Annotated in this window: 10 protein-coding genes; 6 read left to right on the top strand and 4 right to left on the bottom strand. The window is 71.5% G+C overall.

The window, feature by feature from the left end; translation table 11 throughout:
• Window positions 1–34 precede the first annotated feature (34 nt).
• A complete protein-coding gene (locus ABFJ78_RS06160) occupies window positions 35–2,359 on the bottom strand; it encodes a chitobiase/beta-hexosaminidase C-terminal domain-containing protein (protein ID WP_436384721.1) in 2,325 nt (774 codons plus the stop codon).
• Between the two features lie 267 nt (window positions 2,360–2,626).
• Here ABFJ78_RS06160 and ABFJ78_RS06165 point away from each other — a divergent pair, with 267 nt between their 5' ends.
• Entirely contained in the window at window positions 2,627–3,859 is a 1,233-nt protein-coding gene (locus ABFJ78_RS06165) for a S53 family peptidase (protein WP_436384723.1), read from the top strand.
• On the opposite strand, the gene ABFJ78_RS06170 is transcribed toward ABFJ78_RS06165, so the two are convergent.
• Window positions 3,848–4,999: a DUF2716 domain-containing protein gene (locus ABFJ78_RS06170; RefSeq protein WP_436384724.1), complete on the bottom strand. Its 1,152-nt coding sequence runs from the start codon at window positions 4,997–4,999 to the stop codon at window positions 3,848–3,850. The genes ABFJ78_RS06165 and ABFJ78_RS06170 overlap by 12 nt on opposite strands.
• Window positions 5,000–5,076: 77 nt before the next feature.
• Here ABFJ78_RS06170 and ABFJ78_RS06175 point away from each other — a divergent pair, with 77 nt between their 5' ends.
• Window positions 5,077–5,700 carry a hypothetical protein gene (locus ABFJ78_RS06175; RefSeq protein WP_436384726.1) on the top strand — a complete coding sequence of 208 codons (624 nt, stop codon included), beginning with the start codon at window positions 5,077–5,079 and terminating at the stop codon, window positions 5,698–5,700.
• Here the strand turns inward: ABFJ78_RS06175 and ABFJ78_RS06180 are convergent.
• The gene (locus ABFJ78_RS06180; RefSeq protein WP_436384728.1) at window positions 5,689–8,496 is read right to left on the bottom strand and encodes an alpha-L-fucosidase; all 2,808 of its coding nucleotides are present in this window, start codon (window positions 8,494–8,496) and stop codon (window positions 5,689–5,691) included. The two genes, ABFJ78_RS06175 and ABFJ78_RS06180, sit on opposite strands and share 12 nt — an antisense overlap.
• Before the next feature lie 151 nt (window positions 8,497–8,647).
• Between ABFJ78_RS06180 and ABFJ78_RS06185 the strand changes: the two genes are divergently transcribed.
• Entirely contained in the window at window positions 8,648–9,526 is an 879-nt protein-coding gene (locus ABFJ78_RS06185) for a sigma-70 family RNA polymerase sigma factor (RefSeq protein ID WP_436384729.1), read from the top strand.
• Window positions 9,527–9,578: 52 nt separating this feature from the next.
• Here the strand turns inward: ABFJ78_RS06185 and ABFJ78_RS06190 are convergent, their stop codons facing one another.
• Complete coding sequence (locus tag ABFJ78_RS06190; protein WP_436384730.1) at window positions 9,579–12,704, bottom strand: SpvB/TcaC N-terminal domain-containing protein; 3,126 nt, start codon at window positions 12,702–12,704, stop codon at window positions 9,579–9,581.
• Between the two features lie 182 nt (window positions 12,705–12,886).
• On the opposite strand from ABFJ78_RS06190, the gene ABFJ78_RS06195 reads away from it, so the two are divergent.
• The 3 genes from ABFJ78_RS06195 to ABFJ78_RS06205 are packed head-to-tail and all read left to right on the top strand — an operon-like array spanning window position 12,887 to window position 15,560.
• On the top strand, window positions 12,887–14,506 hold the full coding sequence (locus tag ABFJ78_RS06195; RefSeq protein WP_436384731.1) for a S8 family serine peptidase: 1,620 nt from the start codon (window positions 12,887–12,889) through the stop codon (window positions 14,504–14,506).
• Window positions 14,503–15,078 (top strand): RNA polymerase sigma factor, encoded by a 576-nt coding sequence (locus ABFJ78_RS06200; protein WP_436384732.1) that lies wholly within the window; start codon window positions 14,503–14,505, stop codon window positions 15,076–15,078. The genes ABFJ78_RS06195 and ABFJ78_RS06200 overlap by 4 nt, the downstream gene beginning before the upstream one ends.
• Window positions 15,075–15,560, top strand: a complete 486-nt coding sequence (locus ABFJ78_RS06205; protein WP_436384733.1) for a hypothetical protein — start codon at window positions 15,075–15,077, stop codon at window positions 15,558–15,560. The genes ABFJ78_RS06200 and ABFJ78_RS06205 overlap by 4 nt, the downstream gene beginning before the upstream one ends.
• Window positions 15,561–15,648 lie beyond the last annotated feature (88 nt).

Here is a 15,648-nt window from a genome sequence, read left to right on the forward strand (position 1 = left end):
GTCGGGTCCGGTGCGGGGCCGCTGTTCACCTGGGTTACGGGTAGTTCACCACGTTGACCGGCACCGTGCCCGAAGGCGTGACGCCGCCGCTGTCGTTGATGACGTGGGTGATCGTGCCGCGGTAGTTGAGCGAAACCGTCAGCAGGTTGTGGAACCGGACGCCGCTGGTGTTCGGCACCTCGAACGCGTGGTAGCTGGACACCGCCGGGTTCGTGTCGAAGAAGCAGTAGCTCCCGAGCCCCCACGCCTCATGGGACGTCACGTTCGACGCGACCTTGTAGGCGGCGTACCCCGCGACTCCGGACGGCGCGTTCCACGACGCCTGGTTCGGCACGTCGTAGGGCATCTCGTTCTGGAAGAAGATCGTCTTCCCGCCCTGGCCGTTCCAGATCACCTGGTACTTCTGGTAGTGCTCGACGAACAGGCCGGTGGCCAGCACGTTCGCGCCGTTCACCACGAGCCCGGTGTCGGCCGTGTTCGTGTTCCAGCCGTACGTGCCCGCGTTGCCGTGGTCGGCCCGCCACGCCCAGATGTGGTCGATGATCGTGTTGGCGCTGTTGACGATCAGGCTGTTCGTCGCCTTGCCGGCGATCGCGCCGCCGATCCGGAAGAACACGTCCTGGACCGTCGTCGGGTTCGACGCGTGCGACGCCGACGAGCCGGACTGGCCGACGGTCAGCAGGGCCTGCGAGTTCGTCGTGCCCGCGTCGAAGAGCAGGCCCTTGAGCCGGACGCCGTCCACATCGGACACCTGCATCGCGTTGACGCCGTTGTCGGGCACCAGCGTCGGGTAGCCGATGCCGAGGATCGTCGTGTTCGCCTTGGTCACGTTGAGCGTCTGGTTGAGGTGGTAGACGCCCGGAGTGAAGAACAGGTTGCAGCCCGCGGCGAGCGCGTTGTTGATCGACGCGGCCGTGTCACCGGACTTGACGACGTAGAACTGGCTCATCGGCGCCGACGTGCCCGGGGTGCTGCCGTTCGCCCAGCTCGGGCCGGACGCGTTGGTGCGCAGGGAAGGCAGGAAGACGCGGTACTTGCCGGTGCCGTCGACGTAGAGGTAGGGCACGTCGCGGGAAACCGGGGTCGTGGCCAGCGTGGTCTCCGGCGGGTTCGGGAACGTGTTCGCCGGCGCGCCGCTGGTGCCGGAGAAGACCATGTTCCAGACGCCGCCGTTCCAGCTGCCGAGCTGCGAGTCGCGGGTGTACCACTGCTGCTGCGAGACCGACGCGGCCTGGCCGGCCACCTTCGTGTCGGCGATGTAGCCGCCGCTGGCGTAGCCGTAGCTCGCCGGGTACAGCTGCAGCCCGCCGCGGACGTCCATCCGGCGGAACGGCGCGGCCTGCGCGACCGCCCAGCGCTCGTTGCCGCCCGAGGGGTTGACCGCCATGTTCTCCGCCGAGCGCCAGAAGTTCTGCAGCGCGACGCCGTTGTCGGAGGCGTTGAAGGCGTCGACGGTGACGTCACCGTTGATCAGCACGTCGCCCGGGTTCTGGCCGAGGCCGGCCACCGAGGTGTAGAAGCCGACGTTGTCGTGCACGTTGTTGTAGGTGCCCGGCTTGAACAGGTGCGCGACGCGCCGGTCCGCCATCTGCGCGGTGAGCGTGTCCTTCTGGTTGTTGAAGTCGGTGTCCAGCTGGGCCTGGATCGTCGCCGCGGACATGCCCGGGTCGAAGATCCGCACGTTCGGCCCGAAGTTCGGGGTGTCGGACTGCGTCGGGCAGCCGGCCTGGGTGCCGATCGTGTAGGTCGCGCTCGACACGGGCGAGTTCGCCGAACCGGACTTGAGCGCGATCGCGTTGACCGTGCGGGAGTTCGGGACGCTGATCGGTCCGCTGTAGAGCGTCGAGGACGCGGTCGGCGTCGAACCGTCCACTGTGTACCGGATGGTCGCGCCGGAGGTGGCGCTGCTGATCGTCACCGTCTGGGCGCTCGAGTACGTGCCGCCGGGCGGGCTGAACGTCGGTGCCGCGACCGTCGTCGTGCCGCCGCCGACGGTGTAGCTGAAGTGCGGGGTGTCGTACTGCGGGCCGCTCTTCTCGTAGGTGAACCAGTAGTCGAGGACGTTCCCGCTGCTCAGGCCGCTGACGGTGGTCCGCCAGGTGCCGGAGCCGTTGGTCATCCGGACGTTCTGCTGGCCGACGCCCGGGACGCCGGTGTAGTGGACGTCCACGTACAGCGCCGGGGTGGTCGGGGTGAAGTTGATCTGCACCTGCGTCGAGCTCAGCTGGCTGACGCTCTGGGTGTAGTCGTCGGCCGCGAGGGCGGCGGGGGCACTCAGCCCGGCCGCCACCAGCAACGCCGATGCGACGAGCGCCAGCCTTGGGCTGTGCCGTCGAAGCTTGTCCAAGGTCCGGTTCACGCCGTGACACCTCCGCCGTTGGGGATCCACGAGCCATTTGTTGCGAGTCACAACAAAGTAGCTCCCGCTCAGCGGGCTTTCAGTCACTTTTCGGTAACACTTGTCTGGACCAATAACTCGCTTGGGTGAGAAGGTTCGTAACCGTTCGTCCGGTTCGCCGCCTGGTGGGCGAATGACTGAACCGAGAAACACTCGTCAAGCGGGTGACCCCGAACGAGTGACATGCGACGATCCCGTGCCACACCCGGTCCCCTACCGAGGAGTAGCATGGCACGTTCCCGGCTGTTCCGATCCCTGATCGTCCTTTCCCTGGTGGCGGCCCCGCTTTCGGTGGCCGTCGCCGCACCCGCCGACGCCGCACCGCTGAAGAGCGGCGGCGTCGTGAACTTCGGTTGCGCCACTTCCGGCAAGTTCCACTGCCTCGGCAAGGCGATCCGCTCGCCGAAGGGCTCCGGCCCGCTGCTGAACTCCGCCCCGGTCGGCTACGGCCCGGCCGAGATCCAGGCCGCCTACAACCTCGGCGGGCTGCACGCGAACGGCCGCACAGTGGCCATTGTGGACGCTCAGGACGCCCCGACCGCGGAGGCGGACCTGGCGAAGTTCCGCGCCGCGCGTGGACTTTCGCCGTGCACCACGGCCAACGGCTGCTTCAAGAAGGTCAACCAGAACGGCGCGGCGAGCCCGCTGCCCGCGCCGGACTACGGCTGGGCGATGGAGATCAGCCTCGACCTCGACGCGGTGTCGGCGACCTGCCCGGACTGCAAGATCCTGTTGGTGGAAGCGAACTCCCCGGACACCGACCCGCTGATGACGGCGGTCGACACGGCCGCGGCCACGCCGGGCGTGGTGGCCATCTCCAACAGCTACGGCGGCACCGAGGACTCGACGATCCTGGCCGCGGACGCCCACCTGAACCACCCGGGCATCGCCGTCACGGCGTCCTCGGGCGACTCGGGCTACGGCGTCAGCTGGCCGGCGTCCTCGCCGTACGTCACGGCGGTCGGCGGTACGACGCTGAAGAAGTCGACGAGCACCGCGCGCGGCTGGACCGAGACGACGTGGAAGGGCAGCGGCTCCGGGTGTTCGGCCCTGGAAGCGAAACCGTCCTGGCAGCACGACACCGGGTGTGCCAAGAGGACGGTCGCGGACGTCGCGGCGGTCGCGGACCCGGCCACCGGGCTCGGCGTCTACGACACGTACAACAGCTGCGGCAGCTCGTCGTGGTGCGACCTGCTGCTGTCGCTGGGCCTCGCGCAGGGCGCGGACGGCTGGGTGCAGGTCGGCGGCACGAGCCTGTCGTCGCCGGTGATCGCGAGCGTGTACGCGCTGGCGGGCAATTCGGTGACGTCGGGGTCGTACCCGTACGCGCACACCGGCGGACTGTACGACGTGACGTCCGGCTCGAACGGCAGCTGTGGCGGGACGTACTTGTGCACGGCGGGCGCCGGGTACGACGGACCCACCGGGCTGGGCACGCCGAACGGCACCTCAGGGTTCTGAGCGCCGGATCGGCTCGCCGAGCGCGGCGGTCAGCTCGGCGTCGATCCGCGTGAGCAGGTCGCCGAAGACACAGACCGTTTCCTCCCACGGGTGCCCGAAGGTGCCCAGGCGGAGGTCGCGGGTCAGGTAGATGTGGTAGTCCCCGTCCGGGAAGACGAAGCCGGGCCAGCGCGGTCCGGTGCCGTCGACCCGGGCGGGGTCGAAGCGGTAGCCGGCGTGGTGCCAGTCGAGCCAGTACAGCTCCTCGCCGTCCACAACGGACTCTCGGAGTCCCTTGTGGACGATATCGGGAAGCGCGTCGAGCTGCGCGTCGCCGAGGTCGCCGACGTGCCAGGTCGCCGAGTTCGGCGGTTCGGTGATGCCCGGGAACTCCCTCGTGTCCGGTCGGAAGGCGAACTCCTCGTGGAAGCGCGCCCACATCTCGTCGTGTTCGGGCTCGGAAAAGAGCCGGCGAACGGGACGGGTCCGCGCGGGTTCACCCGGCGACGGCAGGTGGTAGCGGGTGACCGTGGTGACCTCGCGCATTCCGGCCGCTTCGAACGCTTCACGCAGGGCGGCGGTCGCCTCGGCGCGCAAGGACCGCACGCCTCGGTGCGGTCCGGCGAGCCGCCAATCCCGGGCGACGAGCGCGGCGGCGAAGCCGGGGTCGGTCACGCCGCCGACGACCATGGCGTTCCCGATCTCTTCCAGCCAAGCGGCCCGGTCGCCGTCGAGGCAGACCTCGGACGACCAGCTGAGGTGGGCCGCGTCGGCGAGGAACTCGGCGTACGGACGGCGGTGCGGACCGGTCTCCGCGGCCAGTTCGGCGACCCGCTGGTGCGCGGCCCAGTCGTGCCCGATCCCGGGGAGCGGGGTGGCGTCCGTCCCGATCGGACAGTCGAGCACCGTGCGTTCCGGCTCCGCTTCGAAACCGGCGGCGAGCAGGGCCCCGGCGAGCCGGGCGTCGCCGTACACCGGCCACACCACCGGCTCGTCGCGCCGCGCGAAGGCCTCGACCTGGCGGGCGACCAGCGCGCCGAGGTCGCCCTCGGGCAGCGGCCCGTGGCTCACCTCGCCGTGCGTGCCGTAGTGGGTCCGGACGACCGGGCCGTCGCGGTCGACCACCGCGCCCACCGGCGGGAGCTTCACAGCGTCGTTCACGTGCCCGATCTTCCCCGGACGGGTGACGTTCGCGCAGCGCATTTTCGCGTGTCTCCGCGCGGGGTGAAGATGTCTGCATGCTGGACACCGAGGTCCTCTCGCAGGCGCCTTCGCGGGCGCTCGACGTCGGCACCCCGCTCGGGGACGTGCGGTTCGCCGTCCGCGCCGGTGGCTGGGACGTGCCCGCGAGACCCGAGCTCATGTGGGGGCTCGGTTCGGGCGCGCGGCTGTGCCGGTGGCGGCACCAGTCCGTCCGGCTCGACGTGCTCTCCGGGGCCACGGCCGCCGAACAGCCCGGCGTGACCCGCGAGACCACGATCTTCCGGGTGCTGGCCCGGGAAGACGTCAGCGAGTTCGTCGTCCAGGCCGAACTGGCCGGCGCGCCGGTGGAGGCGCGCGTCTGGGAAAGCGCCTTCACCGCCGAGACCGCCGACGTGGCGGTGAGCGTCGGCGGTCCCAGCGCCGAGGTGCTGCGGCGGTGCTCGCGAGCCGGGCAGCACGTGCCGCCGTACTGGTCGCGGCTGCTCGGCGGCGACGCCGTCGAGCGGACCGGCGGCCGGCTCACCTGGCAGCTGCCGGCCGTCGAACGCGGTGACTACGCCGAGCTCTGGGTGACCGTCGCCTGGAGCGCCGCGGGCGAGGACCCGGGCCGGGCGGTCGACATCGATCCGGCCCGGGTCCTGCGCGAGCTAACCCAGTGAAATCCGGTCCAGATCCGGCGCGCCGGCGCGGTCGTTGCCGATCCGGATCGCGTTGGCGCCCGCGGTCAGCGTCACCGGGACCGAAGTGGTGTACGGCGTGCTGTTGCCGGCGCCGCCCACCTTGACCTCCACCGGCGCGCCGCCGTTGACCGACACGAAGTACGACCGGTCGCCGTTGACGGTGAAGTCCAGGTACAGGGTGTACTGACCGGCCGCGCCGACGGTGACGTCCGGGAAGGTCACCGCCGCGCCCGCGCTGCCGCCGATGTTGCGCACCTTCTGCCCGCCCGAGCACGCGGAGCAGTTCGTGACTCCGGCGTCGCCGATGTCGTTGGCCGAGTCTTCGGCCTCCCGCATGAACACCCGGTCGGCCGGGCGCGGCTTCACCTGGACCGGCTTGCTGACCGACTTCGCGCGCCCGAGCGTCGTGAAGTTCGCCGTCACCGGGATGGTGACGTCCTGGGCGGCCGGAGCCGTCACCGTCCACGATCCACTGAGGACCTGGCCGAGCCGCAGGTTCGCCGCGGTCACCGGGGCGCCCTGGACCGTCCAGCCCGCCGGGACGACCGGGGCCAGCGACACCTGGTCGATCGGGTCGTCGACATCCAGGCGCAGGGACGCGGTGACCTTTATGGACTGCTGCCCTGGCGAAACCCATTGCACACCGGCCGGTTCGACGGTCAGCGTCGTCTTCGGGGTGTACGACTCGGGTGGCAGCGGCGCCACCGCGATGCGGTCGAGGGCGGCCGTGCCGGACACCTTGACGGTGTTGGCGCCGGCGTTGAACGGCACGGCGATCGCGCCCGGGGCGTTGACGGTGACCGGCGCGGCACCGTTCACGCTCACCGAAAGCGTCCCGGGCCCGGCCGTGTCCAGCTGCAGCCGGGACGGCCCCGCGGCCTGGACGTTCCGGAAGACGACGGCGCCGCGGTCGAGGCCGGTGACCGCGAGCGCGCCCGAGCACGCCGCGCACCACGTCGGGAACGCTCTGCCCTCGAAGCCGTTGCGCCACGACTCCGCTTCCAGCGGCACCTCGCCGCGGGGGCCGGGGTAGCCGTACGCGACGTCGATCTCGTCGAGCGCGAGCTGGTGGAAGAACGGCTTGGCCTGCGGGCCCGACCACGTGTTCAGCACCTCGAGCTTGAGGTAGCGCGCGCGAACCCCGCCGACGTCGACGAACTGAACCCCGCGAGTGCTCGGCAGGGCGCCGGTGCGCACCGGCGTGCCCCAGTTCTTGCCGTCGTCGCTGGCATAGACGCGGTAGTCCTTGATCCGCGCGGAATCCTCGGCGCGGCCGAAGGACTCGCGCGCGGCCGTCGGCGACGATTCGCGCTCGTGCACCGCGAGGTACGCCGTGGATCGCTTCCTGCCGAGGTCCAGCGTCACCGACACCGGTTGCCGACCGCCGGCGTCCCAGTAGTTCAGGTAGCTGCCGTCGGTGAGGTTCGTCGCCGGGTGGCCCGGTGCGGACGCCGACGCGGTCGCTTTGATCGTGCTCTTGTCGTAGAAGTACTGCTGACCGGCAGTGTCCACTTGGAACACGGTGTCGTAGGTGTCCCAGTCCGTGATGTCCAGAATGGACAGATAGCCGCCGGACTGGGCGAACCGCATCGGCTTGCCGGTGCGCACATCGGACACTCCCGTGACTCGGTAGCCGTTGTCGCGCAAGCGGACCAGGTTCGTCGACGGCCGCGTCACGACGTGCACGTACTGCGTCGCTCCTTTCATGGTGATGACGCCGTGGGCGCCGTCGTTCCAGAAGCCGGGCTGCATGCCGCCGTACATGTAGCCGCCGCCCACGGTGCCTTCCAGCGTCTTCTTGATCGGCTGGGTCCAGGACGCCATGAAGTTGTTGAACGCTTCTTGCTGGGGCGGGAACTTCCCGTTCAGCATGGCGGTTTCGGCCATCAGCGACTTGATGGACGAGCCCGCGTTGGTGATGTAGCGGCCGGTGGAGAGCCGGAAGTCGACGGCCTGGTCGCCGCCGCTGTACCACCAGTCGCCGTTGGTCGGCAGCTTGTAGTCGGCTTCGGTGAGGCGCGGCATCGGCGTGTAGATCGCTTGTGGGTAGTCGTAGGACGGGGTCATGCCGGTCTTCTGCTCGTTGCTGACCGTGTCCATGATCGGCGTGTCCTCGTTGTTGTTGCTCAGCAACCAGGACGGCCGCTTCTCGCGGATGTGTTCATAGAGCCCGTGCTGCTCCCAGTACTCGTTGTCGTTGTCGATCCAGAAGCCGGCGAGGTCGGCGTAGCGGTCCATGACCTCGTCGAACAGGTCGTAGCTGTACTCGCCGAAGCCGGGGCGGGTGGTCAGGTCGACCGGGTGGCCCTTGTACGCCGAATACGCGGCCGAGTCGAGCGACTCGTGGCCGGTTTCGTTGTGCCACTGGGGATCGTCGGTCATGTAGAGCATCACGCGGACGCCCTTGGCCTTGCCCGCGGCGATCAGCTCGCCGAGGAAGTCGCGCTGGGTCGAGCAGCTGCCGGGGATCTTCGACGGCCACGGCCGCGCGTAGCCCAGCCGGCTGTGGAAGGTGGTGAGGACGACGTAGGAGGCGCCGAGCTTGGTCGCTTCGTCGATCCAGTAGCCCGGCGTCCAGCCGCCGGCGGTGACGTCGTGCTCCCAGGCGGCGCAGTCGGTGTGCCGCGGCGCGGTGAACATGCCCCAGTGCAGGAACAGGCCGGCGGTCGACGCCCGGAGCCAGTCCTGGCGCGGGTGGTACAGCTCGGCGTGCGCGGGGGTGACCAGGGTCGCCAGCAGCACGATGACCGCGGCGAGGCAGGCTCGGACTCTCATGGCCTCTCCTTCGTCGGAGAGGTCCGATGATTATGCGGTGATATATCGTACGTCAAGGGAAGATGCCGCTCAGCGGGACGCAGTCGTCAGACCTGTCACATCCTCGGTGCGGGATACGTCAAGGTGGTGACACCCGCGAAAGGATCGACCCGTGAACGAGGACCTGCTGGCCCGCAGCTTCGAGACCCACCGCAGCCACCTGCGGTCCGTCGCCTACCGGATGCTGGGCTCGCTGAGCGAGGCCGAGGACGCCGTGCAGGAGTCGTGGCTGCGGCTGAGCCGGAGCGACTCGGCCGCCGTCGAGAACCTCGGCGGCTGGCTGACGACGGTCGTCGGGCGCGTCTGCCTGGACATGCTGCGCTCGCGCAAGGCCCGGCGCGAGGAGCCGTGGGACGTCGTGGTGCCCGACCCGATCGTCAGCCGCGAGGACGCCGGGCCGGAGCACGAAGCGCTGATGGCGGACTCGGTCGGCCTCGCGCTGCTGGTCGTGCTCGACACGCTGACGCCGGGCGAGCGGCTGGCGTTCGTGCTGCGGGACATGTTCGCGATGCCGTTCGAGGAGATCGCGCCGATCGTCGGCCGCTCCGAGGCGGCGACCCGCCAGCTGGCGAGCCGCGCCCGGCGGCGCGTCCAGGGTGCCCCGGTCGCCCCGGACCCGGACCTCGCCCGGCAGCGCGAAGTGGTCGAAGCGTTCCTGGCGGCGGCCCGCGGCGGCGACTTCGACGCGCTGGTGTCGGTCTTGGACCCGGAGGTCGTGCTGCGCGCGGACCGAGGTGCCGTCGGCGAGTCGGTCGAGGTCCACGGCCCGGCGGCGGTGGCCAACCAGGCACTGACGTTCTCCCGGCTGGGCGCGGGCGGCGGCGTGGTCCGCCACGCGCTGGTCAACGGCGCGGCGGGCGTGGTGGCGACCCGCGAGGGCCGGCCGTTCTCGGTGCTGGGCTTCACGGTGGCGGGAGGGCGGATCGTGGAGATCGACATCCTCGCCGACCCCGAGCGCCTCAGCCGCCTGGACCTGGCCGTCCTCGACTGACCCGACGACATGAACGACTCTTTCAGGGCGTCCGACGACATGAAAGAGTCGTTCATGTCGTTTCGGCGACCACCGCGCCGGCGTCGTCGGTGATCAGGGCTACTTCGTCGCGCTCGTCGAAGTGCAGGTACTCCCGGTGGCCGTCCGCGTGCTGGCGGACCGTGCCCGCCACCACGACCACCAGCTCGCCGTCCTCGATGGCGTACAGGTCGTCCGGGGTCAGGACCTCGTGGATGTGCGTGCCGTTCGTGGTCAGCGTGCGGACCCGGCGGCCTGTGTGGTCGTAGCCGTACAACGCGTTGACGCCGTCGTCGCCGTGCACCCCGCGCAGCCGGTCGAACGCGTCGCGGATCTCGCTGCCCGGCCGCGGCCGCGCGGGGGCGCCGGGCCCGATCTCGCGCAGCAGCCCGCCCGGGCCGGTGATGACGTGCGCCGGGCCGAACAGCTCGCTGACGCCGTTCGCGTAGTGCACCGCCGTCCGGCGACCGCGCAGGTCGTACTGGACCGCGTCGACGAACCCCGGCACGCTCACCAGCCGGCCGACCTCGTCGTACTGGTGGCGCACCGTCAGCCGCCCGTCGCCCGCGTCCGGATAGACCACTTCGGACAGTCGCCCGTCCGCCCGCCGCGTGATGTCCAGCCGGTACTCGACGGCGATGTGCGCCGGCCGCCAGCGCCGCTCGGCCGGGTGGCCGAGCGGGTCGTAGCCGAACAGCGTCACGCCGGATTCGTCGGCGACGCGCACCAGCCGGCCGCAGCTGTGCGGGCCCGCTTCGAGCGGGACCGGGAGCCCGCCGTCGTGGTAGGTGAACGTCGTGACCGGCGTGCCGCCCGGGTCGTCGACCAGCACCGCGACCACCCGGTCGGCCGCGTCGTGCACGCGGTACACCGTGTGGCCGCTCGCGGTCCGCGTCTCGACCGCGTTGCCGGCGGCGTCCCTCGCGTGCACCACCCCGTCCGCGTCACGCAGTTCCCGCCCCAGCAAGTCCCGCACGACCGCCGGCTGAGTGTCCGATGTGGACGTCCCCAGTGGACGACCGAGCGCGTCGTAGCGGAACTCTTCGAAGACCTCCGCTCGCGAACCGGCGCGGAACGCGCGGCTCGTCCGGCACACCAGGCCGCGCGCGCAGTACTCGTGGTGCTCGTCGACGACGTCGCCGAGCAGTTCCGCGTGGCGACGCTGCACCAGCCGGCCGGCGCCGTCGCGCAGCTCCGAGGTCACCAGCACCTCGGCCTCGCCGGACACCGCCCGCTGCTCGGTCGTCACCCGGGCCCCTTCGTAGCGGTGCCGGACCGTCGGCAGCTCCGCCGAATCACCCGGCCGCACCACGGTTTCCGGGCGCCCCAGCGGATCGTGCGTCACCGTGATCACCGCGCCCGCCGGGTCGGTCACCTCGCACACGCGTGCCGAGCGGACGTCGTACCGCGTCGCCGTCACGTTCCCGAGCGGGTCCGAGAACACCTCGGGGAAGCACCGGTCGGCCGAGTACCGCACCTCGTGGGTGTGGCCGTGCGGCCCGGTCGTCGTCGTGCGCAGCCCGGCGACGGTGTCGAGCCGCCCGTGGAACGTCGTCACCCACCAGCCGTCCTCGCCGGGGCGGCGGTGGTAGCCGTGGTGCCGGAAGTCCGGCACGATCGGGCCGTAGACGCCGGCGACGAGCGCGTCGGTGAGCGCCAGCTCCTCGCACGCGGTGAGCAGGCCGTGGGAACCGGCGGTGCCGTCGGGCCGCTCGTCGTACCGGAAAACCCGGTCCGACAGGACTTTCCCGCCGCCGTCCACCGACCGGACGCGCGCGGGCAGCGCGGTGAACCGGCGCTCGGGAGCCGTCGCGTACGTCGTGCGGGTGTCGCGGACGACCGGCTCGCGGCCCGGCCGCTTGACGGTCTCGACCTCCCGGACCGGGTTGCCGGCGGTGTCGAATTCCGTTTCCGTCGTGGTCACCGAGACCGGCCGCTCGCGGCGCTCGAAGTCGGTCGCCACGGAACGAGTCCACTTCGGACGGCGAGCGTGCTCCACCCGGAAGTACGGCCGATCCTCCAAAGTGGACCCGTCGAGACCGTAGACCTCCTCCTTGTCGAGGAGCCCGCCGTCGCCGAACCAGCGCACGGTCCGCAGCGTCGGCGCGTACTCGTCGCCGAGCTCGTCTTGGACCACGCGCCCGAAGCCGTCGTGGTAGGCGAACTCCGTCACGCCGGTCTGTCCCGTGACGGACTCGTGCCGCGTGACCCGCCGGACCACCGGGACCGCCTCGACGGTCGCGTACTCGACCGACGTGAGCAGCCCGAGCCCGTTGTCGATCTCGCTCAGCCGCCCGGTGCGCGGGAGGTCGACGGGATCGAGGGAGTAGCAGGGCACGGAGTCGTCGAGCAGCAACACACCGCCACCCGCACCGCCGGCCCGGGCCGGCGCGGTGACCTGGAGCCGCCGCGGCGCGGGCGGTTCCGCCCGGGCGTAGGCCAGCCGCAGCACCGGCGCGGCCGCCTCGGCGCCGTGCGCGTCGAACCCGGTGAGCGCGACCGACGTCAGGAGCGAAGCGCCGGTGACCTCGTCCTCGTCGTAGCCGAGGTGCCACCGCCGGACGAGCGGCCGCGCGTCCGCCGGCACCCGCAGGTCGACGCGGGTGCACCGCAACGCCGTCGTGACGAGGGTGCCGGCGCGGCCCCAGCGCAGCACGTCCGGCCGTTCGTCGTAGGTGAAGTCCACTTCGTACGGGCCGTAGGCCACACGCGCGAGGTACGCCTGCCCGCTGTGGTGCGCCCAGCCGAAGTCCACGGCGTTCCCGAACGCGTCCTCGGTCCGTTCGAGGTACCAGGCCGTGCCGGCCGACCGGCCGCCCTCGGTCGTGCCGAGCAGGTGCCGGACCCCCGACCGGGTGGTGAGCACGAACCCGTCGCCGCGGCGGGCGAGCCTGCCCTCGTCGCCGGAGCGCGCGCGGCCGTCGGCCAGCCGGACGTGCGGCAGCGGCAGCGCGAACCCGCCGCCGAAGACGCCGTTCGGCGCGCCGGTCGTGTAGCGCAGCGCCAGCGCGGGCGCGACGCCGCCGGGCCCTGGCGGCAGGTCGAGCGGTACGGCGAAGCAGCCGCCGCCGGTGGCCGGGTCCGGGGTGAACGGGCCACCCAGCCCCCGGACCGGCGCGGGCCGTTCCGCTTCCTGTGCGCTCGACCGGAGCACCACCATGCTGATCTCCCCGAAGGCATCCGTGACTTCCGGGGGCCAAGTGGGTGAGCCGGACCCGTCAGATACGTCTTCACCCGTTTGCCGTCGTCGTTACCCATTCGTGATGTCGGTGTCGTATCCCAGTGGCGGCCCACGGGTCTTTCCCGGGTGCCATCAGTGATCAATGGCGGAGGGTGGACCCGATGGTCGTCAAGTTCGTGCGGGACGAGACCGCGGAAGCGGCGGAGGACGCGAGCACGCTCAACGAGCTCCCGACCCCGCCCAGACAGTTGCTCGACCGGCACGGCGCGCGGGTGCTCGACCCGGCGACGGCGGTCGTCGCCGCCGGTCAGCCGGTCCCGCGCACGACCGTGTACCGGCCGGGCACCTTCCTGCTCCCCAACCGGTACCTGCGCGACCAGGAGACCCTGGCCGCGATCAACCGGGTGCTCGCCCGCATCGGCATCTACGCCGAACCGGCCGACCGGGGCGGCGACTCGAAGGGGTACGCCCGCGCCCGGCAGCTCGAAGACCTGCCCGCCCGCGCGCTGCTGCACGTCCGAGACGACTCCGACCCCGTCGTCGTCGACTGCTGGAAGGCGCTGCAGCTGCTGCGCTCGGCCGCGTCCGGGGAGAAGCCCGAGATCGACCCGGAGATCGTCGCGCGGGTCTCCGTCGAGCACCTGCTGTTCACCTCGCCGGTGTTCGGCGGGGTGCCGTGGGAGACCAGCGGCCTCGGCGGCACGCCCTGGGAGACCAGCGGGTTCGGCGCGGGCAGCTCGTACGGGCGCACCCACGGCGCCAACCGGATCCCGGTGACGCTGGCCGCGGACCCGCCCTACCGCAGCGAGAAGCCCGCGCACCGGCGGCCGGTCGTCGCCGTGCTCGACACCGGCATCGGCCCGCACCGCTGGTTCGGGCTGGCCGGCCGCGGCGGCCCGCCGCCCACCGGTTCCGGCCTCCGCGTCGCCCCCGACATCCAGGCGGCGATCCTGCAGGCCGAGCTCGCTTCCGGCACCGTGCCGACCCAGCTGATCGAGGACTACTGGGACGCGCCGACGACCGGCCAGCCGCTGATCGGCGACATCGACACCGACACCGGGCACGGCCTGTTCATCGCCGGCATCATCCGGCAGGCCTGCCCCGAGGCCGACACCCTCGCGATCCGCGTCGTGCACAGCGACGGCGTCGCGTACGAGGCCGACGTGCTGCTGGCGCTGCACCTGCTGGCCGACCGCGTCCGGAACGCGCAGGCGAACCACCGGCCCGACGACATGGTCGACATCGTCTCGCTCTCGATGGGCTACTACGTCGAAGACTCCGCGGACGTGGCGTTCACCGGCCTCTTCGGCGCGGCGATCGCCGACCTGCTGTCCCTGGGCGTGCTGGTCGTCGCGGCCGCGGGCAACGACGCCACCACCCGCCGCTTCTACCCGGCGGCCTTCGCCGACCAGCCGCTCGGCGGCGGCTGCGGCCCGCAGGTGATCAGCGTCGGCGCGCTCAACCCCGACGCCGGCGCGAGCCGGGCGCTGTTCTCGAACGAAGGCCCGTGGGTGCGCTGCTGGGCGACCGGCGCCGGGATCGTCAGCACGTACCCGGACGACGTCCGCGGCAGCGCGGCCGCCGACCACGAGCTGCCCGGCCGCGGGTCCTTCGACCCGGACGACTACAGCGCCGGCTTCGCGGTCTGGGACGGGACGTCGTTCGCGGCGCCGCTCGCCGCCGCGGAGATCGCCAAGGCCCTGGTCGACTCGGGTGACCTGGCGACGGTCGACCGCGACACCGTCGTCAAGCGCGCCTGGACCGCGCTGGGCTCGCTGTGAACGTGGCCAAGACCGACCACAGCCGGGTCGCGGCCCTGTTCGACGCCGCGCGGTCGGGTGACCGCGCGGCGCTGGACGAACTGGTTTCCCTGCTCACGCCGCTGCTCTGGCAGGTCGCGCGGGACCAGGGGCTGGACGCCGACCAGGCCGCCGACGTCGTGCAGACGACGTGGCTGCGCCTGCTCGGTTCGTTCGCGGAGATCCGCTCGCCGGTCGCGCTGACCGGCTGGCTGATCACCGTGACCAAGCGGGAGGCCTGGCGGACTGGGGAAAAGCGCCAGGTCGAGCGGCCGTTGCCGGAGCTTCCGGAGCGGCTCGCCGAAGCGTCACCGGCACCCGAGGAGGGGGTGCTGCGCGACGACCAGCGCGCGAGGCTGTGGCGCGCGGTCGACACGTTGCCCGAACGCTGCCGCAGCCTGCTGCGGATCGTGGCGTTCGTGCACCGGCCGGACTACGCCGAAGTGGGCGCCCGGCTGGGAATGCCGAGGGGGAGTATCGGCCCGACCAGGGGACGTTGCCTCGCGCGCCTGCGCGAGCAGCTACTCGCCAACGGCGAAGGAGATTGGCTGTGACCACCGTCGAACCACCCGGCGCGAACGAGCCGTTGGACGAGCTCGACTTCCGGCTGCTGGCCGGATTGCGCGAGCTGTGGGAAGACGCCGACCCGATGCCCGCCACGCTGGTGGACCAGATCCGGTTCGCGATCCAGCTGGAGGACGTCGACCTCGAAGTGATGCGGATCCGGGAACAGGAGGGACTGGCGGGCGCGCGAAGCGCCGCGGAGCAGGGCAGGCTGATCACGTTCGACAGCGAAAGCCTGACGATCATGGTGAACGTGAGCCCCGAGCCCGGGGGGACGATCCGGCTCGACGGGTGGCTGACGCCGCCGGCGGAGCACCCGATCGAGGTCCGGACGGCCGGCGGGCCGTTGACGACCACTTCGGACGCCGAGGGGCGCTTCGCGGTGAGCGGGGTGCCGCACGGGATGGTGCAGGTGCTGGTGCGGACCTTGGGGCGGTCGAGGACGGTGAGCACTCCCGCGGTCGAGCTGTGACTCCGGCGGTCCGGGCCGGTGCCGGGACGTCATGAAAGGGTCGTTCATGTCGTCCGGCGACATGAAAGAGTCGTTCATGTCGTCGGCC

Origin of the sequence: Amycolatopsis sp. MEPSY49, assembly GCF_051337345.1 — a bacterium.
Taxonomy (GTDB): Bacteria; Actinomycetota; Actinomycetes; order Mycobacteriales; family Pseudonocardiaceae; genus Amycolatopsis.

Excerpts from the sequence above, each read along its gene's own strand:
- ABFJ78_RS06165 (WP_436384723.1), top strand. The coding sequence starts at position 2,627 with ATGGCACGTTCCCGGCTGTTCCGATCCCTGATCGTCCTTTCCCTGGTG.
- ABFJ78_RS06180 (WP_436384728.1), bottom strand. The coding sequence starts at position 8,496 with ATGAGAGTCCGAGCCTGCCTCGCCGCGGTCATCGTGCTGCTGGCGACC.
- ABFJ78_RS06190 (WP_436384730.1), bottom strand. The coding sequence starts at position 12,704 with ATGGTGGTGCTCCGGTCGAGCGCACAGGAAGCGGAACGGCCCGCGCCG.
- ABFJ78_RS06195 (WP_436384731.1), top strand. The coding sequence starts at position 12,887 with ATGGTCGTCAAGTTCGTGCGGGACGAGACCGCGGAAGCGGCGGAGGAC.
- ABFJ78_RS06175 (WP_436384726.1), top strand. The coding sequence starts at position 5,077 with ATGCTGGACACCGAGGTCCTCTCGCAGGCGCCTTCGCGGGCGCTCGAC.